The organism is Hallella mizrahii (assembly GCF_009695775.1).
In the GTDB taxonomy this organism is placed as follows: Bacteria; Bacteroidota; Bacteroidia; order Bacteroidales; family Bacteroidaceae; genus Prevotella; species Prevotella mizrahii.
Window position 1 is genome coordinate 1 of the sequence record NZ_VUNG01000045.1, and the last position, 24,845, is coordinate 24,845.

Sequence of the window (24,845 nt, forward strand, 5' to 3'; positions counted from 1 at the left end):
GTTTTGCTTGTTTTCTTTTTGCAACACTAAGATAAGTGAAAATTCTGACATGGCAAAATCCTGGGCAACTTTTTGTTGCTCAGGAACTTATAAATAAAGTTAAATTATAGTGTTGCGGAATTAAGGTTGTAAATAAATATGACGGCAATAAGTGGGTAAAGTCATTCACTTGTTGGAATCATCTCCTTGTTTTGATATACGGTCAACTCTCCAATAGAGAAAGTCTAAGAGACTTGGTGACATCACTCGCTCCCTTTCGCAATATGTTTCATCACCTCGGGTTTGGAGCCAACGTATCGAGGAGCAACTTGTCCAAAGCCAACGAGCAACGCGACCCAAGAATATTTGAGGAGTATGCACTCAAACTTATATCAATAGCAAGAGAGAAACGCACAGGCTTAAAGGACTTCTTCATTAGCAACAATGTGTATGCGTTTGATTCTACCACTATATCTTTATGTTTGTCTGTGTTTTGGTGGACGAAGCTTCATCACGGAAAAAGTGGCGTAAAGGTACATACACTATTTGATGTCAAGAACAGCATTCCTTCGTTTGCCATAATCACTGGCGCGGAAATACACGACTCGCAAGTCATGGATCAGATTCCATATGAGGTGGACAGTTTTTATATCTTTGACCGTGCATACATGGACACAAAGCAATTATATGCCATTGACAAGGTTGGGGCATTCTTCGTTGTGAGAGAAAAACAAAGGATGGTTTACGAAGTAGTAGAAGATAAGCGATACAACAATCCTAAGACGGGGGTCATGTCAGACACTTTGATTAAGCTTACCGGTCAAAAGACCAAGAAGCAATATTCTAAGCCATTGCGGAGAATCGTATTCTATGACAAAGAGAAGAACCGTACCTTCGTTTTTTACACGAACAACATTGAGGTGTCAGCGGAAGACGTAGCCCTGCTGTACAAATACAGATGGAGCGTTGAGCTCTTCTTCAAATGGATGAAGCAGCATCTACGCATAAAGGAATTCTATGGCACGACAGAGAATGCAGTAAAAATTCAAGTATACGCAGCTATCACAACCTATTGCCTTGTGTCTATCATAGAGACAGAAATGGCTGAGGAAATGACAACATACGAGGTACTAAGAGTCTTATCGACTTCACTACTGATAAAGATGCCACTGAGACAGCTGTTAAGCAGTTGTCAAGAAGAATTACTTCTTGAAAATAAACGTGAGATAATTAACACCAACAAATATATTCAGTTAGAAATACCCTTCGACGAATGGTAAGTTACAATCAGTAAGCAAAGCCGAATGTTAAAGGATTTAAGTGGACACTAGTGTTTCCCATTATACGCTGTATGATTGAACAGCCCAATTGTCATCCCTTGCATTTGCTCCCTGCAAGAGAACCACTTATGAGCCGCCTTTTCCGTTATCTTGTAGTGTTCACTGACATAGACCGCAGTTCTTATAAGTCGCTTGTTCAAAAATATATTCCATTCGAATCCATAATATGGCAATTAAATTCCCCTTGACATTCTCTTTGCAACAAGTTTTTCTCTGACGAAGGTTAATACTAACGATGGGCTGTCATTAGTGACAAAATCATTTAGTTTTTTCCCTTTTGCAAGGAGTTTATACTCCTTTGGAAAATATCTTTGTGATATTTCCTTATGAAGTTTTTTGTTTGTAGACAATATTCCCCTATAAGTATTTGATGGATAGAAAACAACAGTCTTGCCGCCTACATCAGCAAGCCAAATAGGCTCCTCTTGCATAAGCCAAGTATCGAGACTGAAGGTTATCGCAAACTTTGTCACAGAATCGTTGACATTCTTCTCGTAGACAGTAAGTAGATAGCTACTGTTTGAAATATCTGCAAGTAATTTAGGTTCATGACGTATTATACTGTCATATTCTAAAATTGCCTGTTTTAATTCTTTGTTTTCTATTTCAATATTAGATACTAAATGCTTGCTGTTCATATTACACGAGATAAGAAGAACAACTATGAAACTGAAAAGATATAAATGACGTAACATATATTAAAAAGTATACTTTAATTGTGGATATTGCAAGCTATTGCCATTTGTGCCTACACGATAAACCCCGCTTTGAATTCCGTTGCCAGTTTTCACGACCAGTATATCGAGTGTATTATCAAAATTGGTACTTAATTTGATATCTGCGATGGAAACACTCAAAGGATTGTCTAAAGAATTAATTCCTTCTACATATGGATGTGTGTGTACTGAGCCTGAGGTAGCTACTGTTGTTCCATTGACAGTCACCATTAACTTGCCATCTTTTTTAACAAAATAATTATGAGACCGTGTTTCTGTATTTCCTTTTTCTTTGAAAACAAGTACATCTCCGTTCTCTAAGTATGCAGCACTCAATTCGTAACCCATTTTGTCAGAACGTTTCCTCATATATTTATATGCTCTTTCACGTGCATTTTTGCCATGAAATAGTTGCCCTCTGTTCACAGGGTCGTGTTCTTTATGATTAAGTACACCTATTGCCATCCCTTGCATTGCCCCCTCCAAGAAATCACCGCCTATGCTCCATGCTACTACACCGCCCATAGCAGTTGTGGAGGCGACCATAAGCCCTGTGTTCATATCTACACTTTGTGCATACGATCCCATGCCGGATGCTGCGGCACCCGAGACGAAGGCACTGGCAAAGTTGTCGCCGTCCAAGGCTGAGATGACTCCACTCGCCAGTCCATGGGCTCCTGCCCGCAATAGCTCATTGCCGAAGGTAGCAGCCGCCCCTTTGAACAGCTCTCCTATACCATAGCTCGCACCGGACGACAAGAGACTAAGTGCTCCGGCCTTCCACACGCTCTTACCTTCAAAGGCTGCCAGCATCATGCTGCTGGCCATATTGAAAGCTGCAAAGGCTATGATGGCGTCGTCAATGCCGAAGAGATTACCGCTCGGGTCCGTATATTTCAGCGGGTTGTTCAGGCAATAGCTGTAGCGGTTGAAGCTTTGGCTGTTGTCGGGCATCTGCACATAGTTGTCCGGGCTGAAGAAGCGGCCGAGAACAGGGTCGTACAAGCGACCGTTCATATTGATGATGTCGAACTCGCTGAGCATCTCATGCCCCGTGTAGCCTCGGTGCAAGCCTATGGTATTGAGCGTAACAGTCTGTCTGCCCCACGCATCGTAGGAGGCATCGAAGACCTTCGTGCCGTTCTCATCCATAACGCAGAGGATGCTCCCTAAATTGTCCGTGAAGGCAAGATAATTCTTCACCGTGCCGTTCTCACGGATGGCGATGGTGTTGCCGTCGAGGTAGTAGAACTCACGCGTGACACCGTTCTCCGTTATCTTCTCGTATTCACCGGCATAGACCGTGGTCCTGACATCCGTGCCGTTCTTTGACAGCTCCGAATACCATCTTTCCTGATCCGGGCCATAGCTGAAGTCCATCCTGAGACTCTTGCCCGCATCTTCTATCAGCTGGATCTTTCCGAAGTCGTTGAAAGATGTGGTCAGCGCATCGCCCGGTATCTTCCCGTCAGCGTTCTCCACCTCCGTCACAGCATGCGGACGGACATTCTTGTCGTAAGAGAAGTTGCCCACCCCCGTCTTGAAGAGGATGTTGCCGTTGGGGGCATAGCTTATCTTCATGGTTTCAACCGCCCCGCTTTTCACGGAAACAAGCCTGTCGAGATTGTCGTAGCCGAAGGATTCCTGCGGGTTGTTGTTTCTCCTGCGTGACAACAGATTATCGGTAGCCCCATCGTAGGTCTCGTCGAAGCTCTCCAGGACGCTCGTACCGCGCATGATCTTCACGTTGCTTTCATATCCCCGTGCATCGCGGGTCTGCATGGCGGTGAGTTTCCCCATGAAGGATGTGCTGCTTACAAGACCGTCAGTGCTCTCTACCTTATAGATAACCTTGTCGCCTATGGCCGACTGTGACTTGAAGCCGTAACCGTCATACTGGTACGACTCTTCCAGGCCACCGGGATATGTCGTCTTGGACAGCTGGTTATTGCTGTTGTATGCGTATGAGAAGCTATAGGTCCCATGTCCGTCCACACTGCGCTTCTCCGCAACGACACGTCCGAATTTGTCATGGGTGTACTCCACTGAGTTGTTGTCAGAAGCCAGCCTGACCAGTCTCAACTTTTCGTTGCCTGCAGTGCCATAAGTATAAACTATGGTTTTCTGTCCGATTTGAGTAGATGCCAAACGGCCCAGGTTGTCATAGCTGTTGGTCGTCCTGACACCTCTTCCATCTGTCTGTGTCAGCACGGTGCCGTCAGCTGCGTATGTGTAATTTGAGGTTCCCGCATCCGGGTCTGTTAGGGTCACCTGATTGCCGGCGGCGTCGTAGGCCATAGTCACGGTAGAGCCCTGTGTCCTCACACTGCTTGGCTTCCCTATAGAAGAATACCGGTACTCCACCTCGCTGACGGGATCGGTTGACCTGACGACATTCCCCCATGCGTCGGAAGTTTTGACATAGGTGCGTCCTGCCGTGGACGTCGTGACCGAGCGGTTGCCGTATGAGTACGAGACGGACTTGCCGGAGCTCAGCACATCCGTGACGACTCTTCCGCGCTCATCATAGGTGAGGGTCTGCGTGATGGTCAGCTTTCCCGTCTTGTTATCGACACGTGAAACCTGCCCCTTGCCATTATAGGCCGTAGCCTTCGAAACAGGCATACCCTTGGCACCAAACGTCTCCTGCAAGACCTCATGGCCTCCCTTGTCGTACCATACCGTCACAGAAGGCTTGCCCGTGGTGGACTCCTTGGTGTAATATTTCTTGTTGCCGGCAGTGCCCCAGCCAATCTCATAGGTGGTCTGTGTGCCGTCAGCCTGCAGGGCGGTCAGCTTTCTCCCCCATCCGTCATAGGTATATTTTGTTGTCAGGACATTGGAGGGCTCCGTGGCGTCGCTCTCCGTCAGCACATTGCCCCACAGGTCATACGTGAAGGTGTTGACGGCAGAGGCTGGGTTGGTATAACTCTTGATGACGAAACGCCCCGATGCGTCATAGTCATTGTATTTTGTTATTGTTTTTACTCCGCTTCCCGTGGTGACCGATGAAAGGGCATTGCCATACGCATCGTAGGTTGACGTGGTCGTGAGTGCCATATTGGTCCCGCTGTTCACGGTAGAAGAAATTACGTTGCCCTTGCCATCATATCTGTAGGTCGTAACGGTTGTATAGGGTGCCGGGTCGTCAGCATGCTTCTGCGTCATGGTCAAAGTGGTGGGCAACCATACTCCGGCCTTGTTCTGGTAGCCGGAGTAGGCCACCTTCTTGTACATGCTGTCGCCGGCGTTCTTCACGGTCTCGTCGAGAATGACGCCCTTTGCCGCGTCATAGCTGGAAATTGTGGTGGCCGTGTTGCCATCCAGGTCGGTCATGTCTTTCTTGGACACATAGGCAAAGTAATTCTTGCCGGACTTGGCGACGGAATAGGTTGACACGGCTGTGGCCGTGTTGTTTCCCACCGAGCTCAGGGTCTTCACCTCCGCTGGTATCCAGAGGCTCTCGTCCCATTTGGCAATGCTGGTCACTTCCCTTGTTCCCAGCGTCACGTTCTCGCTGGTCACCGTGTTGAAGCCAAGCATTCCCTTGCCTGCGATGTGCAACCTGAGGTCTTCATAGAAGTATTTGGTCGTCTGGCTGCCCGCAGCCCCGTTGTCGCCCGTCATCTGTGCCACAACAGACAGCGGCAGCGTGTAGGTGTTGACAGGATATGTGCTTTTGATGCTCTTTTTGTAGACCGCAGGGCTTGTGGCACTCGCATACCGGATGTAGCTGCTGTTGCCCATGCCATCCGTTATGCCTGTGATCTTCCCAACCTGCGACAGGTCATATCCCGACTTGTAGATGTTGATTTTCTCACTGAAAGTGTTGTCGGTGCCGTTCAGAGTGCTGCCGTAATTTGCAAGTTCCGGGTACCCGTCGCCGTCGAAGTCGCCAAGGAAGATGGAACTTTCATTTGCATCATCTTCACGGTTCTTTGTATAGCTATAGGCTGATTTCAGGCCAAACCCTGTAGAATAGAGCCACCTGACTTGTGTGTCTGTATATTCATTCTTGAATTTAGGGAAACCCCGGTGCCTGTACCCGGCCTTGCAGACCAGCACGTCAGTGCGGCCGTCATGGTCAATGTCGCAGGTCATCAGGGAGAATCTGGCGTCATCCTTGTTGGATGCATGGTCTGCAACGCCGGTGTCTATAGTTTTTGTATGGGTGAAAGTGCCATCGCCATTGTTGTGTGCTATCCATAAAAAAGATTCCCCCGTTTTATTGTAAACGAAATCCGACAGACCGTCGCCGTCGAAGTCGCCCTGCTGGATCCGCCAATGATTGCCAAGGTCCGTACCCGACTTTGTCTTGCTCTCGGTAAATGCCGATGCAATGGCAGTCCCTCCGTTGTTGAAGTAGATCTTATAGCCGCCCTCATACAGCAGGATCAGGTCGGAGCGTCCGTCGTTGTTGTAGTCGCCGACAAAAACCTTTTCAATGTCTTTGCTTATCCCCTGCGGCAGAGTAAGTTTTACTTCTGTACGGTTTAGTGCGCTCCCACCGGCATATTGTACTATTGTTGCTGGATAGTAGCTGTCCTTCCTGCGTTGTTCCACGCACACGACATCATCCTTGCCGTTGCCGTCAACATCAAGGGTAGTGAACAAGGGAGCCTTGTCTGTCGACTGGAGGTTTACGGCAAAAGCATGGGTGCCGCCACCCCTTCCGGCTGCCACATCGCTTCCCAGAACCATGTAGAAGACTGCCTGGTTCCAGTAACCCGTTGCCGTGTTTTGGAACGGGAACACCAGATCATTGTATCCGTCGCCGTCAAAGTCAGTGACCGATGCCCCGCCAAACATGGATTTGATGACATCCATGGATATGCCAGAGGGCAACGTATAGACCAGAGGGGATTCATAGGTCACGTTTCCTGCAGATGAAAGTTTGCTTCTGCTGACATATACATAAGTATAGTAGTTCCAGCTGCCGCCGCCGGGCAGGATGGCCGTCTGCACTTTCACAGGTGACACCCTTATGATGTCACTGACGCCATCCCCGTTGAGGTCGGCCGAGAGAAATTGCCTGCTGGTCTCCTCCACGAATCTGTTGACATCCTTTGTCGGTACATCCAGCCGCGATGAATGGACGGCAGGGGAAGGCAGGTACTGCCAGGTAAACCTGACGGGAGGAAGTTTTTCTCCCTGTCCGTTGGACTCCTCGACCGTTACAAGGCGGGTCCACTTGCAGTTGGACTGGTCTGAGTTGTCATTATAGGCAAACGTGTATTTACGGTATACGGAATTGTTGCTTGTCGCTGTAACGGACGAAAGGCACATGTCCGTCTTTCCTTGCTGGTCCTCGATGGCAAACGGCCTTGCATTCCCCCCGAGGCTCTGGTAGGCGAAGCTGACCCTGTTGACTATCCCACGGCTCTTGGCCGAATTTGTGCCATACGTAATGGCAGCGGGCCTTATGCTCAGGTTGCTGACGGAGTACTCGTAGGTGATGTAATTGGAGTATTTGTCTGTTGCCTTGTTGACATACCATGAGGCGATGCGCGAATAGCCGCTTTTGTTCTTGTAGGCTATCTTGGAACTGGGAGAATTGCCGTACTGGTAGGTCATACCGGTATTGGTCGTCACCTCAAACCACGTCGTTGTTGTACTATTGCTGTAATTGCCATGTACGACAACCTTTGTAAACGGATCCCCTTCTACTGTATAGGCAGCTCCTTCTTGACCGGGCGTGCCCGACTGGAGAATCAGACGCTTGCCGTCAAGGAACAGGTTGTCGCTTGCCGTATAGGTGACTCCTGCCTGACTGCCATCATGGAACAAGTCGTGCCCTCCCCGGGTGATGGCAGAGAGCCCTGTTATATTGAACCCATAGCCTGCAAGCCCATATCCACCGGACTGGCTGTTGTAGGACAGGCCTATCTGGGGGGTCAGGGAACCGCCGTCGGGGACATCTATCTTCAAATTGTAGACGGCCGCTCCGGAATTGCCGACGGAGACGGCACCCACGGGAGTCCCGACTGAAGACTCCGGCATGTCGGCCGCATGGATGCAGGCCGGCAAACCAAGTGACGAAAGGAAAAGAAGAGACCGCGTGAAGTATGACTTCATTATTTCTTTATGATTTTCCATGTCGTTGAATGATTGTTAATGGTTATTCTGAGCAGATAGACACCCGCAGGCTGATTGCTGATGTTGATGTCAACATGGCCAGTCCTGGCATTCTCCGTCAAGACCTGGGCTCCCTGGGAGGTGTAGACCCCGAGCGAGCATTTGTCCGTACCCGTCAGGCCGGAAATGCTGACCTGCAGGCCCCCCTCCGTGGGGTTGGGGTATATTTTCACGGTATGGTCGCGGAGCATGTCGGTGAAAGTCTGACCGTCAGCGGCAAAGGTCTGCTGCTTCGCCATAGCTTTCGGGACAGGCATGACGATTTCACGTTTGACACGGTTGCCGGCGGCGTCATAACTGTACCCAATTCTGTCTTGTGCAGAAGATACGATTGGCAACAAAGTCAAATAAAACAATAAGTGAAATTTTCTCATGTTCATTCTAATCATTATGTTAATAGAATTTTGTCTTCCGAAATTAATATTTTTATTATAGAAGCAAGGTTGGATTAACAATTTTCCCATGACTTACCATGACAGTAGATACTGCTGGTAAGGAGTTTGCCGTCTTGAAAGGCAGTTGTTCGTCGTTTTCACATGCTGCCAGCATAATGACAAACAACAAGGCCATAAAAAGTTTTTTTTATCATAGAATTATTCTTGGTATTTTTTGTCTTTTACTCCCTAAGACTTAAAAAAAGCATTATTACTTACTCGCTTTTCTTTTTTAACATTTATTTTTTTGTACCTTTGTACTCAGATCCAGTAAGTGATTTTGAGAAAGATCAGTCATTAGAAGAAACGCGTATGTCTATATCAAATAAAATAGTAGACCTTTTCAAGGACAACTATGATGCCTTGTGTATGTTCTCCATGCACTATGTGGGAGATATTTACACAGCAGAAGATGTTGTCATGGATAGTTTTCTCAAGCTTTCTGAAAAGATAAAGGACGGAGAAGAAATCATTGCCAAGAAGCATTACCTGTATCAAATCGTGAGGAATGAAAGTAAGCGTCTCCAGGTTTGCGTCAGCATTCAAAAAAATAAGCCCCATGACATATTTTGCCATGGGGTCATAACTATCTAATCTTGCTTAGTCCATCTGTCCGGCAGCAGGTCCCGGTATTTCTCTATTGGGCTTTTGGGATTCATTCGTGCGACCTTGTCTATAACATCCGTAAAATATTCAAAGGAGTCGATGCCATTGAGCATGCACGGCAGGGTCAGCGAGTAGAACATGGCTCCCCGCCTGCCCCCTCGTCCGTAATGAAGAACAAGGAGTTGCGCCTCGATATGCTGCAGGCAGGCTATACGCCGTATGTCCTTATGCACGTCAGTCTCCATTTTCTTATAGGCAGAGTAGCCGTCGGACTGTACATAGCCGTGGTAGTTGGCAAGCTCTTCGAGTATGACCTTCTCCGACCTTGATCCGCCGTCGTATATAAAATACGACAGTTTCAGGGCTTTGCTGGCGACAAGTCACAGATAGCCTTTTCTTGAGCCTCTGGCAGGAGGCACGCTCCTCTGGGATGAGCCATTATTGACCTCCCGTCTTACGAGAGCTGTTGTAAGTCGGTGAGGCGGTGGGTGAAGCGTGCCGGCATAGACAAGCATATCAGTTGGCACTGTGCCCGCCATTCCTTCGCTGTCAACATCCTCAACAATGGAGCCAACATCAAGACCGTTGCCAGTCTGCTCGGTCATAGCGGACTGAAACACACGGAGAACTACACGCGTGCCGTTGACAAGCTGAAAGAGGATGCCATCAACAGTCTGCCGGAGCTGAAACTTTGAAGGAACGTTGGGAAAACGAAAATAAAATTGTACTTTTGTAGCATTCTATGGCTATACCTATAAATATAGAGAAGTTGCTCGGCGGGCCGATAGAAAACGAGCGAGTGAAGAATGTCGCATTGATGATGTTCTCCTATCATCCCGAGAAGTTCTTCCCTGGCACACAGATGGACATCGTCATTTATCCAAGAGGTAAGGATGACGACCCCGATAGAACTTATTTCATTATTTCTATCCCTTGCCACAGAGATTTTGTGACGGACGAGCTTATGGTGGATAAGAATGGCAATGTAGTAGGTAAAGACTGGGTTACTAAGCTAGGTCAGAGCTATGTCGAAAGTGATGTAGAAGCTGCCATCGCATATATGGATAAAGCATTCAATACCAATATATTAGAATTGAATCCGACTATGTCGGAAGCTGGGTCAGCAGCTGGGTCAGTAACTGGGTTACTTGAAACTCTTAATGGTCGTGATTTATCATCCAGACTTTTACTTGAGAAGGCAGGGCTAACTTATCATAAATATAATAGAGACAGATATATTACTACGTTAGTAAAGTTAGGTTTAATGGGCTGGAATGAATCTATTCCTAAGCGCAGCCCTAACCAGACTCTCCACCTTACCGATCTCGGCAAGGCCGTCCTGCAACGGATAAAGTAGAAGTAGACTCACATTATATTATTATCACATTATCCAAGACTCACATTTGTTATTAATCACATTATTCCATGCAAACCTGTCGCAGAAGCATGAGGCACTGCTCGAAAAGTTCTACAAGCACCGCATCTATTACATTCTCTCGCTTGTATTCTCCATTGCTTTCGGCACATGCTTCACTGTTCTCTTCTGGTTTCGCAATGCGCAGCTCGGCGACAAAGTGAAGGAAGTGGAGCAGCAAAAGAAAGACTATCAGGAGTTCGTGAACTGGGGCCACTACATGAAGGAGATGAATCCTAATTCATGGAAGAAGTGGGAGTGCGGTGAGATCAAGTATACTCCGGCTTCCGATAAGTAGCCATAGAAAGAGACAAGCCCCACAGACTGGCAGTTGAAATACTGTCTCGTCTGTGAGGCTTTGCTCTTTATACGTGAAAGCCCACGATTCGCTTAAGCTTTATGGAGTTGTTGCCCTGTTTTCAAAGGTTTTGCTTGCCAAGAGAAAATCGTAGAGTTGGGTTAAAAATCATTGCTTATCCTTCCATTTGCATGTGAAGTCAGATTACCGTTGTTTAATCTTGACAAATAGATATGGCGAAGGATTATTTTAACCTATAATGAAGTTCTACAGGAGTGGTGCCAGAAACTTCACGAATGAATTTGTTGTTAACAAATAATTGTATAGTTATCGTTGCCTTCTTGTCTTCCTTGCATGTAACAATCAATTCAGTGGAGTAACTCTTAGTATGAAAAGTCGTTTCATAATCGTTTATTGCAATTACGGGTGTATCGCCGCCATCCCAGATGCTCATGTGAGCTATGGGATTATTATTGTGGACTTTGTATTTTACACAGTTCATTTGATCCTGCATGTCTTCCGTGTCTTCACAAGATATATTTAGCGACATGAAAAGAATGCAGAATGAAAATATTATTAACTTTCTGATAGTATTCATCTTCTGATAAATTATCTAACGTCAATACCAAATCTTATGCTTCCAGTATTGTACTCATGGACAACATATTTGCTGTTGGAATAAATCCCCACAGTTACACTATTCTTCGATGATATTTTGAAACTTTAACCAATTAAGCGTGCTGCGATATATAGCTGCTGTTCCTTTTGGTACACAAAGTGTACAACCTTCTGTTTTTGGAACAATGCGTACTTCTAACGGTTCCTGCCATTTAAGATGTAGCTTAGATACAGAACATCCAAGGAAAGCCTCTGTTTCTACATTGATGACAGTTGCAGGAATTGTCAGATCTTTCAAAACAGATTTTGTATTGAATGCTTGATTCCCTATTGAAGATAGACAAGAATTAGAGGTGAGGTTGATCTCTTCCAAACCTACACAATTATAAAATGCTTTGCTGTTAATTTCCTCTACATAATCAGGAATATTTATAGCTTTTAGGTTTCTGCATCCTCTAAAGGCAGAACGACCTACAATCTTAAGATTGTTAGGAAGAACAATTTGCTTCAGATTAACCGCATTATTGAATATACCAGTTGGAATCTCATCATACATAAAGATTTCTTCAAATGTCGTGGACGGTAGCCATCCAAAATATTCAAAGGGATTCTTATTTCCTGCAATTATACTACACTCCGAAAGATCTATATTTATGGGATACTGCTCTACGCTTTCTTCTTTATCAAGGAATAATTTCTTCAGCATAATAAAATCAAGACCATTAATGACTCCCACCAATTTAAGCGATCTAATATGCCGTAGATTTTCTATGTCATTTCCCATAAGCACTTGTAAACAACCAGGCTTCTTGGTGACAATGGTGGTTTTCTCCGCGAATGTAGTAGGTTCCTGTATCAAACAAGGCCCACAATCTTGTATTGCAGTTTTCCCGTCAATCTTAAAATTCAAAGATGCAATTCGTCCTAATCCTTCATTTTTATCTACGCCAATATTTACTACGTATTCATTATCACCGCAAGAAGTCGTTTTTATCACTCTTGCCCATTCACAATTCGCAGGATAAATCTCTGCAGAAAGCTTTCCATTCGCCTTTACATGGACTACTACATTCCCTTTATCTGATTTTAAGTAATAGGAATCTTTGTCAGCAAACACCTTTGGAGAACCAGTTTGGGAAATATTGACAATAACAGTCTTCCCTTGAACGACAAGAGTAACTTCACCTTCCCTTGATGAGATGCCTGGATTCTCCATAATCTCAATAGTCAATTTGCCATTTCTATTATTAATAGTAACGGATGGCTTGATCCATGTTTCGTTAGATGAAACGGAAACATCTACTTGATTGTCAGTATAAAAATCAAGAACAATGATTTTCCTTTCATAGTCATTTTTAATTCCAGATTGGAGTACTCTTGCTGATTCTTGCGACCAAGATATACCCAATTCCGATTCTTCACTATGACATGCCATCATGATCATTGATATCAATACCAATAATATTTTTAGGAGTTGTCGCATATTTAAAGATTATTCAATTTGTTGTTTGGAAGAAATTATTTTAAGGGGAAAATGACCAATTTCCCCCTCTTACTTCATTTAGAGTCCTATTACCGTATAGTTCTGAAGCATCATCATAGATATTTTACGCTTGGGGAGTGATCCTACCCATTCCCTTATGCCATAATAATCCAGAACTTCGTCTTCATACTCTGGATCGTAAAGATATGAGAATGCTATTTTTTTAGAAGAATCATAAATGTATCTCATATTTGACTTTGGGTCTTCAAATAGAGCCATATTACCTTCATCAAAACCATCCATACGAATACATAATGGTTTGCGAACATCTGGATTGTATATTGTATTGTAATTTGTTGAAAAAGTTAGCCCTTGAAATATAGTTTTCTTCTGTGCAAAGATTTCTTGGACTTTAGCCATCATGGTCTGCTTGTTGTTGTTCATTCGTAATTCTAAATCAGAAGCTTTGGCATAAGTACCATCACTAAGAACTATTTTGTCTCCCTGACGTGTATTTAGGATTGCCGCGATTTCGTACAATTTTTCTCCTGAGGATGTAACTCTAGCCAGGACTTTTACTATCTCAATCCTAGGATCCTGGACCTCAACAAGGGATTCAAGAAATCCATTCGTCGTATCGTCCATTCTGAATCGAAAGTTTTTCTCCAATACAAAATCAGACATAGGATATAGTCCACCCTCTCCTTCTTTGAAACCAGAAGTAATGTCTATTATTGTATAAGTGTTCCGATTACTAAGAGAATTGAGCCATGGGGACAGGTCTACTGAAAGGTTTTCCAGCTTTTGTGGGGCAACAATTACTCGATGTGCAGGATCTCCTCCAAATGTCTCTAAATAGATTTCTGTCTCTTGAGTTTCATATTGTGACGAGCTACCAGAACCAGTATTTTTACCAAAGGATAGATTACCGGAGGCAGAATTTGACTTCCACGTAAAAGAGGCATTAATATCATTCGTTAAGCCTTTTTCTCTACTTTCGGACGATGTACCTTTAGCAGATTTGCCTGAATAGAGGGCAGTAGCTTTACCTCCTGTAATATAACTTCTAAGAACAAATGGTCCATATGTATCTATAAGATTTCCAATGGTTCCTCTGTAAAGGTCTGTAAGAAATGTCTCGCTTAAGCATTCTCGGGCATAAACTTTCCTCTTATCTGCCGTCGTCAAGAGTTCATATTGACTTCCTTTGATTTCCAGATTTAATTCACCATAAACACGATTAGATTCAGAAGAATAACTAGACTTGAAAAGTTCTGTCATTTTCTTCTCTCTACCTACCTTGAACAGCCCTAAATTTAATCCGAAACCAGCTTTTACAGTTCTTGAAACTTGGCTATTAGCCTCGTACCGTGACATTCCATTGTATGAAAAAGTGTAGTTATCAGTTGAGTTTAATTGTTTTCTTGTAATAGAAGTTGGGTACTTTGATTTAATCTTGTCGAGATCTAGAATTGGAAATTTTACGTTTTCCATAGAACCAAGTATAGAATTTCCTACTGTATATGAATAACCAAGAAGGGCCTCTGAGTCTCCAATCAGATCTCCATTGGTTACTACACTTCGTGTTCGTCTTTCACTCGTTGCTATGAAAGGCATGTTTATAGCTTTGGGTAGCGAGTTAGATCTTTCCTGAAGAATAATACCCCCCAGAGATTTATCGTTTTCTAAAGGAAGTGCAATCTCCTCGTTGGAGCAACTATTCATCATGGCTATGAATAGTATACCTGTTAATAAACAAAATAACTTGCTCATAAATATGGTTTAATTTTGAAGTATATACAACTTTAACGGCTGGACGATGTTCTTTTCAGAATTATATCTCCATCAGAATCAAGAGGCGAATATATGATCGTCTCTTCTGGCTTTACTTCTGTTGGATCTTCAATTACACTGCCTGACCATGTTCCTTTGAGGATACATTCACGGACATTTCCATCAATTGTACATTGGGCTTTTGCAGTATACTTAACAGTTATATTATATTTAATAAATTTTAGCGTGACCTTTGCTACAGAAGAGGCTTTGCATCGGATTGGGTGTGTATACGTGATATGTCTGTTTATATTTTGATAGCCATTACTTAAGAAGAGTGCGTCTTTTGGTGAATCTGTTTCAGGAGATACCACATTTCCGCGTATTACTGATGGTCGTTCAAACTTGATTCCAGGATTACTGAAATTCAAATTAACATTCCATGAACTTCTATTAAAAAATGAATTTTCTATTTCATAGAAATCAAAGGGAACATTTATATTCTTTTGTTGAGAAGATGTGTTTTTTACAGTCACTGTTTTGGAAAAAGTCGATTTGCTTATCGAAGGCGATACGACATCATACTCCAAAGATATAATATCGAATTTTGTATCTGGTGTTATCATAAATTCTTGTTGTGCTTTATTTGCGATTCTTTTGGCATAACGAATCTTATTTCCACTTACAGCCTCGAGGACATAATAGAAGATTGACCAAGAATTATTCGGATCAGATTGTCCCAAATAGTTTTCACTCTGAATAGCATAATATTTCTTGTTAGAATTTGTTCGAAGCAGATCCCAGCCTGTGCTCGCTAAAGAAATATTCTCTTCCTTTGCTGCCATTAATATTTTTTCGTCTGCTTTTTTTGTATAGTAACCGACAGACAAAGGGGTGCCTGAGGCTTCTGAATAGATTAGGTAAGGTATTCCAGTCGATGCGGGAAGGACCTTAATATAGAAACGATTTTTTATCGGATCATTCGAGCCATTTAATACCACTTCTTTTCCCTTTCCTGCGCAATAGAGGTAGACGTATCCATTTGTTGAGCCACTTGTCGATGTGGCGCGAACATTTATTGTTGCAGGTAATTCACGAATAGCGAACATATTGCCCCAGAAAGTATCATCGTACGAGTAATCGGGGACAGCTGGAGCCTGTCTATGCTGCGAATGAAGTTGAGTATACAACTCTTTCATTCTTTTTGTTTCTTCGGACACTGTAAACTCTTTAGGATTATCATCCAATGTAGAACTGTCAGGTACTGCACGGGTAAGGGGTACTTGTGCCTTCTGTACTTTAAGAGAGGAATTTACATCCTCTACCGTGTCAGTACACCCACATAATAGCACGATTGCGCATAATAGTGAGCCTAAAAATTTTAATTCCATGTGATTTTTATTAAAAGATTGTGAAATTATTGCCCATATAGGGCATCAGTTGATACAAAGACCAATCTATCTGTAAGAAAGAGGGGTCTGTTTATGGATTCAAAATTATCGGTGTATTGGTCTATGGATTAGCAGAAGAAAGATCTACATTTACAACTTGCGCTTTTTCTACTAAACACTTCGGATGTGTCATTCCATTTTCAATTTCTATAATCATATTTTTATTCGAATCATATTCCACCGTCAAATCTGTCCATGCATATATAGTCCCTGTTATTCGTTGACCATTAACCTTACCTAGGATAACATCTACCCCTGATTTTAACTTGTCACTATTGTCAAAAACAAACATGGGTAAAGAATTGAGCGTGGATTCATGTCCAAAGCTATCTTGAGCAAGATATGTAATATTGTTCAGTTTTGTAGAAAGATAATACGAACGGTTTGGGTCATTTTTCCAACCATACCACATCTTTTTATCACAATGCATTTGAACCCTTACCTTTATGTCAGACATGCTTGCTTGCAAGAAGACACGAGTAAACTTGTTCGGTCTAAAAACAGAAAAGTTGGTGAAAGTTTTACTATTTAAGGACTTGAAAGCTTTAGACGCATTCACTATAGTCTCAGAAACATCATTCCCAAGATCAACTTTGACAACCCGGTTGCCAACGACATACACGCCATCAGTATTTGCGATATAGGAATCAATATTGTCTCCATCCGGCACATAAAGACTCAAGTCGTATTCATCTAATGGATTGGAAACAAGTATGCCGTTGTATTTAGCCTTGTATTTTTCATACAGATTCCGGAACTGCTTTTCTGACATAGCTGTGATTCCTATTTCCTCTAGCTCATCATCTGCCTGCAAAGCTATCTCATGTAGAGTACTTACCCCCAAAGCTTCGACCGATTTGATTTTCTCTTCTTCAGTTTTATTTTCAAGAGATTGTCTATAAGAACGTAGTGACTCCGAGTCTTTGAATCTCAATGCTACTTGTCCCATTGTATTCGAGGCTCTTGTTTGAGAATTAACAATTACCCCATGACTTACCATGACAGTAGATACTGCTGGTAAGGAGTTTGCTGTCTTGAAAGGCAGTTGTTCGTCGTTTTCACATGCTGCCAGCATAATGACAAACAACAAGGCCATAAAAAGTTTTTTTATCATAGAATTATTCTTGGTATTTTTTGTCTTTTACTCCCTAAGACTTAAAAAAAGCATTATTACTTACTCGCTTTTCTTTTTTAACATTTATTTTTTTGTACCTTTGTACTCAGATCCAGTAAGTGATTTTGAGAAAGATCAGTCAATAGAAGAAACGCGTATGTCTATATCAGATAAAATAGAAGACCTTTTCAAGGACAACTATGATGCCTTGTGTGTGTTCTCCATGCACTATGTTGGAGATATTTACACAGCGGAAGATGTTGTCATGGATAGTTTTCTCAAGCTTTCTGAAAAGATAAAGGACGGGGAAGAAATCATTGCCAAGAAGCATTACCTGTATCAAATCGTAAGGAATGAAAGTATTGACGTGGCACGCCATAAGAGCGTTAAGACAGAGATTGATGATTCTGACATCCATGCGGAAGATATCGACGACTGGTCCGAGCGAAGTGAGCGGGAGGCAAAACTGTGGAAAGCAATCGACTCTCTTCCGCAAATCCGCCGTGAAGTATTGCTCATGAGTAAACGTGACGGCATGAAGAATGTAGAGATAGCCAGCAGCCTTAACATATCCGTAAGGACAGTAGAGTCTCATCTCTACAAGGCTTATCGTTCTCTCAGGGAAAAGGCGCATGAGATATATGTTATGATATTCTTTTAATAACGATAAACAAGAAGACATGAAAAAGAATAAGGAAGATGAACTGCAATTTGTAGTCGACCACTATAAGACTGGGCATAAGAATGTTGATAATGCCTGGAAAGAGTTTAAAGGCATGTCTGGCATCACACAGTCAGGCTCACGCAAGCGTCTTCTCGTGGCTGCATCCATTGCCTTTGCGGCTGTCATGGCAGTAGCTGCCACCATGTTTGTCGTAAGAAACTTTGGCAACGGTTCTCCGAAATCATCACCAAATATCGAGAGAGCATTACCTGATACCGTGTCAAAGGCAAAGACCGACACTGTCAAAACCAAAAAGGGACCCGTTTTATTCCATTTTGACCACACACCTGTCAACGCAGCAATCAGAAAAGTGTCTGATTATTACGGAGTCGGTCTGACAGCGAGCGATACCACGAAGATGGTGACTGGAGAGATAGAGGCACATAATATCAATGAGGCGATAGACATGTTGGAGACTACCCTCGGCATAGAGATAACCAAAAGATGAGGGCTGTCGTGCTTTATATCCTCCTGCTTTTCTGCTGTCTGAAATTATCGGCGCAGAAAAGCAGCGTCTACAGCGAAATGCTTCGGCTGCAAAACATCCATCATGTACATTTCCTCTACAAATCAGACCTAAACCTTAGTATCACTTACAACGGACGTGACATTAAGACATTAACTTTCCGTCAGGCTCTCGATGAAGTATTCAGAAAGAGTGGCATCAACTACAGTATCCGCGGCTCGAATATTCTGCTGACCCAAGGACAAAAGACGGTTACGGCAAAGCCTTTGATAGAGAGGTGCGTCTTGAAAGGCATTGCGCGGGACTCTCTTGGTGAGCCGTTGGTCAATGTGTCGATTTATGACAAAGTATCACATACCGGAACATTGAGCAATGAACAGGGCGTTTATACGCTGATACTATTAAAAGGCGTGCACGTTTTAGACGTGTCGTGGTTCGGACAGAGGCAGAAGAATTTTAGCATAAATATCAAGAAAGACACGAGGCATGACCTTGTCATCAAAGGTTCAATGGAACTCGGTGAGGTCATAGTAAGCAGAGATCTCAACTCACCACTGAATACTACTCAAACAGGAAAGTTGACCCTACGGCCAGAGGACATCAATACAGAGTTCTCACTACTCAGCTCGCCTGATCTTGTGAAGACCTTGCAGCGTACCTCCGGGGTAGCACAAGGTACGGAGCTCTCCGGTGGACTTCTCGTACATGGCGGAAGTACGGATGAGAATCTGTTTCTGCTCGACGGCACGCCAATCTATCAGGTCAACCACTCTCTTGGTCTTTTCTCCGCTTTCAACGCAGACATAATCAAGAACGTTGATTTCTATAAGTCTGGCTTCCCTGCAAGATACAGCGGACGCGTTTCATCCATCACCGATGTCAGGACAAAAGACGGCAGCATGACTGAGCATCACGGGTCTTTCTCTTTAGGACTCATAGACGGAAGACTTCAGTTTGAGGGGCCGATCAAAAAAGACAAAACATCTTATAACATAGCGCTGAGAAGGAGTTGGATAGACCTCTTGCTGTTGCCAACATACGCAATAATCAACCACTCAAAGAACGATGGAAGTAAATTCAGGTTCACTTATGCGTTTCACGATTTCAACGCCAAAGTGACGCATCTGCTCAGCCGTAACAACAAATTGTGGCTTAGTTTGTATTCCGGTATGGACAACTATGGAATAAAGGATGAGGACACTTGGTATGACTATCAGACTACGACGGACAACAAGTTTCGCTGGGGCAATCTTAACGCAACTTTGGCAGGCGATTTCCAACTTTCTAACCGGCTATCAAACAGCACGTCATTCATAGCTTCTTACAGTTACACCAACCAGAGCATGAGTGAGGATGATATTTATTTCCCCGAGCCAGAAATCCGGTTTCGTAACAGTCTTGACATTAGCCACAACAAAACTAGGATGCTTGACCTCGGAATAAAGAGCGACTTCACATTCTTTCCTCACCCTAAGCATATCCTTCGCTTTGGCGGCGCGTTCACGATGCACAGGTTCAATCCTCAGACCGTGATGCAGTCGTTCTATTTCGGGGACCCAAGCGAGCATGTTGATACAACTGATGTGTCGGTACGCACGAAGATGTCCTCTATCGAGGCTCAGTTGTACGCCGAGGACGACATTGTGCTAAACCGCTGGATTAACACCAGTGTGGGTACGAGCTGCACATTCTATCGTGTGTCTGACAAGACATTCCACTCTTTTGACCCGAGACTGTCGATACGCTGGCACCCAGTGACTCCCTTGACATTCAAGGTATCTTATACCCACATGTCGCAGAGCATTCACCGCATTGCGAGCACATTCCTTGATATACCATCTGACTTCTGGGCGCCGTCCACTACCGTCATTCCACCCGTCAGATCACATCAGGTAGCCGCTGGGGTGTATACGCAGGTTAGTCCAGAGTTCACTTTTTCCCTTGAGGGTTATCTCAAATCTACTGACAATCTTCTGCAATACCGCCACTGGATGGGCCTGCAGCCTCCTGCCGCCTTCTGGGAACAGAATGTGACTCAAGGACGCGGTAAGGCTTATGGCATAGAGATGGAGGCACGGTATCGAATGCGACGGTTGACCGCGCAGATGGCTTACACCCTGTCGTGGAGTAAGCGTAAGTTTCCAGAGCTATACGACGGATGGTTTTACGACCAGTTCGACAACCGTCACAAACTGAATACGACAATACGATACGCAATGACGAATAAAATCTCAGTGTTCGCCGCCTTGACATTGAGGAGCGGTAATCGTGTGTCGTTTCCTACGGTATCTGCCGTTAACCCACGGATGCCTGAAGATGACGACAATCATGAACTGACTTACATTTACGGTAAGCCCAACGGCCTGTCGCTGCCTCTCTACCACAGGCTGGACTTAGGTTTCAACTTCAAGCATACCACGAGAAAGGGTCATGAAGCTATCTGGAATGTCAGCGTATATAATGCCTACTGTCATCTGAACACCATATATGCCAAAGTAAGGCAGGCCAACGACGGAAGCATAGCGGCAAAAGCAAAGGGATACATCCCTATCATCCCATCGGTAAGTTATACTATAAGGTTCTGAAAGAAATGACAAAACAAGTTCTATTCTTCATACTTATCACGCTCTGCATGCTGACGTCTTGCGGTGACAACATCGACATCCGTCAAGGGGAGACTCCCAAATTTGTCATCTACGCCTTTCCAAGCGCAAGCGACACCATTCCCATAACGATTTCTGTTACTAAACCGGCTGGTCATAAAACACCAGTCCTCTCACATGCAACGATAAGTGTCACGTGCCTGATCAACGGCAAGGTAGATGAGATAAAGTTTGCCGACTCGTCTAATGTCTCCGGCCTGCCCGTGCTTACCTATTATGCCATTGGTAAGCACAAGACAGGTGACAGGGTTAGAGTGTCTGTTGAACCAGCAAGTCATCAAGATGGCTTAGACTTGACAAAGGCGTGGGGGGAGACACAAATACCAGAGTCACCATCCATTGACAGCATTTCCATGGATACCATATTCCATAAAGAAGATAACTATACAAGACTTAAGGTAGCGTTTCACAAAACGCATGGTGTGCAATATTACGCCGCAAGGGTTAAGGGGATGGAGTATTTCGAGTCGGTCGACTCTGTAAGCTGTGTGTCTGAGGAAATAGAGACAAGCCTTGAGCCTTTGCTTAACGGACTGACTGACACAGAACTCAACTTTGGCACAAAGAACGACTTCTATCATTTGATGTATGTCTTTGATTCGTCCCAAGTGACATCGCAGGCGGTAACATTGCATTTGTGTGTCCTTGAACAGGTATACGTTTCGGCTTATCGTGTCGAACTGTTCTCACTATCACCGGAGTTTTATCATATGCTGAAGTCAATCAATGACATCAACAATAATGATATAGGAGAGCATGGTCTTGCCTTCATCCAACCGACATATACTAATATCTACGGTGGTTACGGATGCGTGGCTGGATACGGATGCGTTAATTCTCAATGGCTGAAATGAATAGCCTCATTTGCCTCATTTTCAAGCGAGCGTTTTGAATCTGTAAAAAGAGGAAACTTCCGAAATGTTTCTCAAATGTTTCCCAAGAGGAAATGAAAAATCCCGTAAGTTCTTTATATAAAAGGACTTACGGGATTTATATTGTACCCAGACTCGATGCTTAATCACTTGTGATAACTTACTGAGAGTTGAGCAGGCTCTTTATCATTTCTTCTATCTCACGGTTCACTCGGGCAAAGTTGCGGTTTAGCATGACTTCCTTCTGGCGGGCATCCTCGAAAGCGTAAATCTTGGGAAGGTCAACGTATTGAGACTCTTCTTTCTTGATCTCTGCCATATTGAAGTTGGTTTTGCAAAAATACTTAGTGGTCTTGAATTCAGGGCTTTCCTCAAGGTTGATGCTGCTGAAGGAGCTGCGTTCCGTGGGAGTGAAGTCACGGGCAGCCTGTCCGGCGAGCCAACCGGTTGCCATGTCGGCTATCTTGGCAGCAGGGACGAGGTTGTCCATCTTCTCACTGATGGAGGTGCTGACCTTTGAGTCGTTGATGGTGATGGACTTACTTGTCTGCTTGGCCTTGCCGAAGACATCGTTCTGTGCCCACTCCAATGTTTCCTTGTTGCGGGCCGCACCCATGAAGATGTTGCCGCAGGTGGTGATGATCTTCTGCATGCCGTTCTTGCCGTAGTCGGCCTCCAACTGGGGGAGTTCCTGGAAGCCGAGGGTGACAGCCACCTTGTTACTTCGTGCAGTACCGATAAGACGGTCTATCTTGTGGAAGTAGAGTGTGGGCAGCTCATCGACTATAATGCTCACGGGCAGGTTGCCCTTGCTGTTGATACGTGTTACGAGACGGTTGAGGATGAGGGCGTTGAACGAGCCGATGACCTGTTCCTTTTCGGGGTCGTTGGCGATGACAAGGTAGCTGGGACTGTTCCTGTCGGAAATCTTTAAGTCGAAGTCGTCGCCGGTGAACACCCAGTAAGCCTCAGGGGAAACAAGACGGGCAGCATTGACACGGAGCGTACCCACCATACCCTCAAGCTGATCGTTGGCCTTGTTCTTGTAGGCACTTTGGAACGGTGCCATCAGTGACATGATTTTGGGGTCTTGCATGAGGATGTCAAAGACTTCGCTGTAGCTGCGCCCTAAGAAGCTCAGCACATGGGGCATGTCGCTGTACTCGCCCGTAATGGTGTCTGGCTCCACCTCATTGCCGCCCTCGTCCTCGTACCAACTGCGGGTGATGACGATTTCCTTCTGGTTACGGTCGAGATAGCTGAAGCCGTTGAGGTCGACGAACATGCCGTCGGCATCGGTGGAGACATTGTTGCTCTCCCTGTCGGTGAAGTCAAGAACCACGTTACCGCGCTCGTCCAAAGCCTTATAGTCGCGCCACTTCCTTGTGACGAGTTTCAGTTTCCTGCCGTCGTACTCGACATAGCGTGTGAGCTTCCTGCCGTTCTTATAGCCTGTCGGGTGGAAGTTGACGAAGAAGTAGATGATGGCGGCAAGGAAGTTCTCGGCAGAGTTCTGGAAGAAGGCCTCAGAGCCGCCTTTCTTCTCGCCACCGCCTTTGTTGAGGGAGGACAAGAGCGTTGCAGCTGTCTCGGAGGCCGCTGCAAGGTCAGGGATATACTTCCGCTGAATGGGGTTCACACGGTTACTGTACTCCACGTCGGTAAAATTGACGATGCGGAAGCCACAATTTTTGGGCAGCGTGCCCTGCTTGCGGTTCTTGCAATACTGGTAGAAGAGGTTGCGGGCCAATGCCGGGAACTTATAGTCATAGACCATCATGGCAAAGCCCTTGGCACTATGCTGGCGGATGAACGGGTCGATGATGCCAAAGGACTTGCCCGAACCAGGCGTACCCAAGACAATGGTAGCACGGAAGGGGTTGATAATGTTGATCCAGCCGTGGTTCAACTTCTTCTTGTAATAAAAGACCATGGGGATGTTGACGCTGTACTCGTTTTCTTCCTTGTTACGACTCTGCTCGAAACTCTCGTTATCGAAGTTCCATTTATCGTCGCCAATCTTCATGCCCAAGTACTGGGCTATGGCATCAAATCCTTGATGAATGAGCATCGTACCGACAACGGAACAGAGAACATAGAGACAGCGGTTGAGGGGATAACCGGCAAAGGAGCCATTGAGGGACATGCCGTAAAAGACGAAGCACAGGACTATCATGGTTACTCCGGCGAGGACAGGATAGAGTACCATGGTTTTGAGATTCCATTTCAGGCTCTTCCGTGCTCTCGTGCCGATGCAGGTAACGGTGATACAGACGAGTTCCATCACCTTGCAGGTAGCCACTGAGTCAAAAACCTTGAAGCGGTGGAAGAGCTCAAGGACGAATGCAATCATGGAGTTGGAGGTCGTGACGGGCAGGTTCATCACGATTTCTACAATCAGTATCAGGTAGATGCACGAGCGGAACATGTTGTACATCTGCTGTTGTTCACGGGTTTCTTCCACGGTTTTAAGGAGTTAGGAGTTAGGAATTAGGAGTTAGGAGTTAGGAGTTGACTGTTGCTACGATGCTGAACGGTCGTTACGGTTATCTGAGTCGGTTGTCATATTAACGCGTGGCGACCGTCGCGCGTAACTGCGACGTTCGCCATGCATCAGTGATCCGATACATTCTACTTCTATATAACTAATCAGTGCCATCCGTTACCTTGAGCCCAGATTGAGCTTGCTCATTCTGTAGGCGAAGAATCTTTGCTTGAAGCTTTTTAATTCTTCTTTCAAGAGTTTTCTCCTTGCTTTT

At 44.7% G+C, this 24,845-nt stretch carries 17 protein-coding genes and 1 pseudogene; 9 read left to right on the plus strand and 9 right to left on the minus strand.

Translation table 11 applies throughout. From position 1 onward, the window contains the following. Positions 1-119: 119 nt before the first annotated feature. A complete protein-coding gene (locus FYJ73_RS13340; protein WP_336509614.1) occupies positions 120-1,259 on the plus strand; it encodes an IS4 family transposase in 1,140 nt (379 codons plus the stop codon). 233 nt (positions 1,260-1,492) lie between these two features. Here the strand turns inward: FYJ73_RS13340 and FYJ73_RS13345 are convergent, their stop codons facing one another. From FYJ73_RS13345 to FYJ73_RS13355, 3 genes are read right to left on the minus strand one after another with little or no spacing between them, the layout of a single operon-like run. Continuing rightward, entirely contained in the window at positions 1,493-1,957 is a 465-nt protein-coding gene (locus FYJ73_RS13345; RefSeq protein WP_154535221.1) for a hypothetical protein, read from the minus strand. A 60-nt stretch (positions 1,958-2,017) separates the two neighbouring features. Next, the gene (locus FYJ73_RS13350; RefSeq protein WP_206081785.1) at positions 2,018-8,110 is read right to left on the minus strand and encodes an FG-GAP-like repeat-containing protein; all 6,093 of its coding nucleotides are present in this window, start codon (positions 8,108-8,110) and stop codon (positions 2,018-2,020) included. Further along, the gene (locus FYJ73_RS13355; RefSeq protein WP_235899377.1) at positions 8,110-8,544 is read right to left on the minus strand and encodes a T9SS type A sorting domain-containing protein; all 435 of its coding nucleotides are present in this window, start codon (positions 8,542-8,544) and stop codon (positions 8,110-8,112) included. Before FYJ73_RS13355 ends, FYJ73_RS13350 begins: the two co-directional genes overlap by 1 nt. Before the next feature lie 372 nt (positions 8,545-8,916). On the opposite strand from FYJ73_RS13355, the gene FYJ73_RS13360 reads away from it, so the two are divergent. After that, entirely contained in the window at positions 8,917-9,198 is a 282-nt protein-coding gene (locus FYJ73_RS13360) for a sigma factor (protein WP_154535224.1), read from the plus strand. On the opposite strand, the gene FYJ73_RS13365 is transcribed toward FYJ73_RS13360, so the two are convergent. Continuing rightward, positions 9,195-9,572 carry an IS66 family transposase gene (locus FYJ73_RS13365; protein WP_154535225.1) on the minus strand — a complete coding sequence of 126 codons (378 nt, stop codon included), beginning with the start codon at positions 9,570-9,572 and terminating at the stop codon, positions 9,195-9,197. The two genes, FYJ73_RS13360 and FYJ73_RS13365, sit on opposite strands and share 4 nt — an antisense overlap. Positions 9,573-9,647: 75 nt before the next feature. Between FYJ73_RS13365 and FYJ73_RS13370 the strand changes: the two are divergent. The 3 genes and pseudogenes from FYJ73_RS13370 to FYJ73_RS13380 all read left to right on the plus strand — a co-directional run. After that, positions 9,648-9,905, plus strand: a pseudogene (locus FYJ73_RS13370) (tyrosine-type recombinase/integrase); the annotation flags it as partial. A 47-nt stretch (positions 9,906-9,952) separates the two neighbouring features. Further along, entirely contained in the window at positions 9,953-10,567 is a 615-nt protein-coding gene (locus FYJ73_RS13375; protein ID WP_154535226.1) for a hypothetical protein, read from the plus strand. A 46-nt stretch (positions 10,568-10,613) separates the two neighbouring features. After that, positions 10,614-10,922 (plus strand): hypothetical protein, encoded by a 309-nt coding sequence (locus FYJ73_RS13380; protein WP_154535227.1) that lies wholly within the window; start codon positions 10,614-10,616, stop codon positions 10,920-10,922. 697 nt (positions 10,923-11,619) lie between these two features. On the opposite strand, the gene FYJ73_RS13385 is transcribed toward FYJ73_RS13380, so the two are convergent. The 4 genes from FYJ73_RS13385 to FYJ73_RS13400 form a co-directional block, all read right to left on the minus strand. Next, positions 11,620-12,978 (minus strand): leucine-rich repeat protein, encoded by a 1,359-nt coding sequence (locus FYJ73_RS13385; protein WP_235899379.1) that lies wholly within the window; start codon positions 12,976-12,978, stop codon positions 11,620-11,622. A 123-nt stretch (positions 12,979-13,101) separates the two neighbouring features. After that, positions 13,102-14,796, minus strand: coding sequence for a BSAP5a family pore-forming toxin (locus FYJ73_RS13390; protein WP_154535229.1), 1,695 nt, complete (start codon positions 14,794-14,796; stop codon positions 13,102-13,104). 32 nt (positions 14,797-14,828) lie between these two features. After that, positions 14,829-16,187, minus strand: coding sequence for a BSAP5b family pore-forming toxin (locus FYJ73_RS13395; protein WP_154535230.1), 1,359 nt, complete (start codon positions 16,185-16,187; stop codon positions 14,829-14,831). 121 nt (positions 16,188-16,308) lie between these two features. Further along, a complete protein-coding gene (locus tag FYJ73_RS13400) occupies positions 16,309-17,361 on the minus strand; it encodes a DUF4848 domain-containing protein (RefSeq protein WP_154535231.1) in 1,053 nt (350 codons plus the stop codon). Positions 17,362-17,518: 157 nt separating this feature from the next. Between FYJ73_RS13400 and FYJ73_RS15755 the strand changes: the two genes are divergently transcribed. Genes FYJ73_RS15755 through FYJ73_RS13420 form a run of 4 tightly spaced genes read left to right on the plus strand, consistent with a single transcriptional unit; the run spans position 17,519 to position 22,068 of the window. Beyond that, a complete protein-coding gene (locus FYJ73_RS15755) occupies positions 17,519-18,022 on the plus strand; it encodes a sigma-70 family RNA polymerase sigma factor (protein WP_206081786.1) in 504 nt (167 codons plus the stop codon). Positions 18,023-18,041: 19 nt separating this feature from the next. After that, entirely contained in the window at positions 18,042-18,533 is a 492-nt protein-coding gene (locus FYJ73_RS13410; RefSeq protein ID WP_154535233.1) for a hypothetical protein, read from the plus strand. Then, the gene (locus FYJ73_RS13415) at positions 18,530-21,136 is read left to right on the plus strand and encodes a TonB-dependent receptor (RefSeq protein WP_154535234.1); all 2,607 of its coding nucleotides are present in this window, start codon (positions 18,530-18,532) and stop codon (positions 21,134-21,136) included. The genes FYJ73_RS13410 and FYJ73_RS13415 overlap by 4 nt, the downstream gene beginning before the upstream one ends. Before the next feature lie 5 nt (positions 21,137-21,141). Beyond that, on the plus strand, positions 21,142-22,068 hold the full coding sequence (locus FYJ73_RS13420; RefSeq protein ID WP_154535235.1) for a DUF4249 domain-containing protein: 927 nt from the start codon (positions 21,142-21,144) through the stop codon (positions 22,066-22,068). A 178-nt stretch (positions 22,069-22,246) separates the two neighbouring features. On the opposite strand, the gene FYJ73_RS13425 is transcribed toward FYJ73_RS13420, so the two are convergent. Continuing rightward, complete coding sequence (locus FYJ73_RS13425) at positions 22,247-24,523, minus strand: type IV secretory system conjugative DNA transfer family protein (protein ID WP_154535236.1); 2,277 nt, start codon at positions 24,521-24,523, stop codon at positions 22,247-22,249. Positions 24,524-24,845 lie beyond the last annotated feature (322 nt).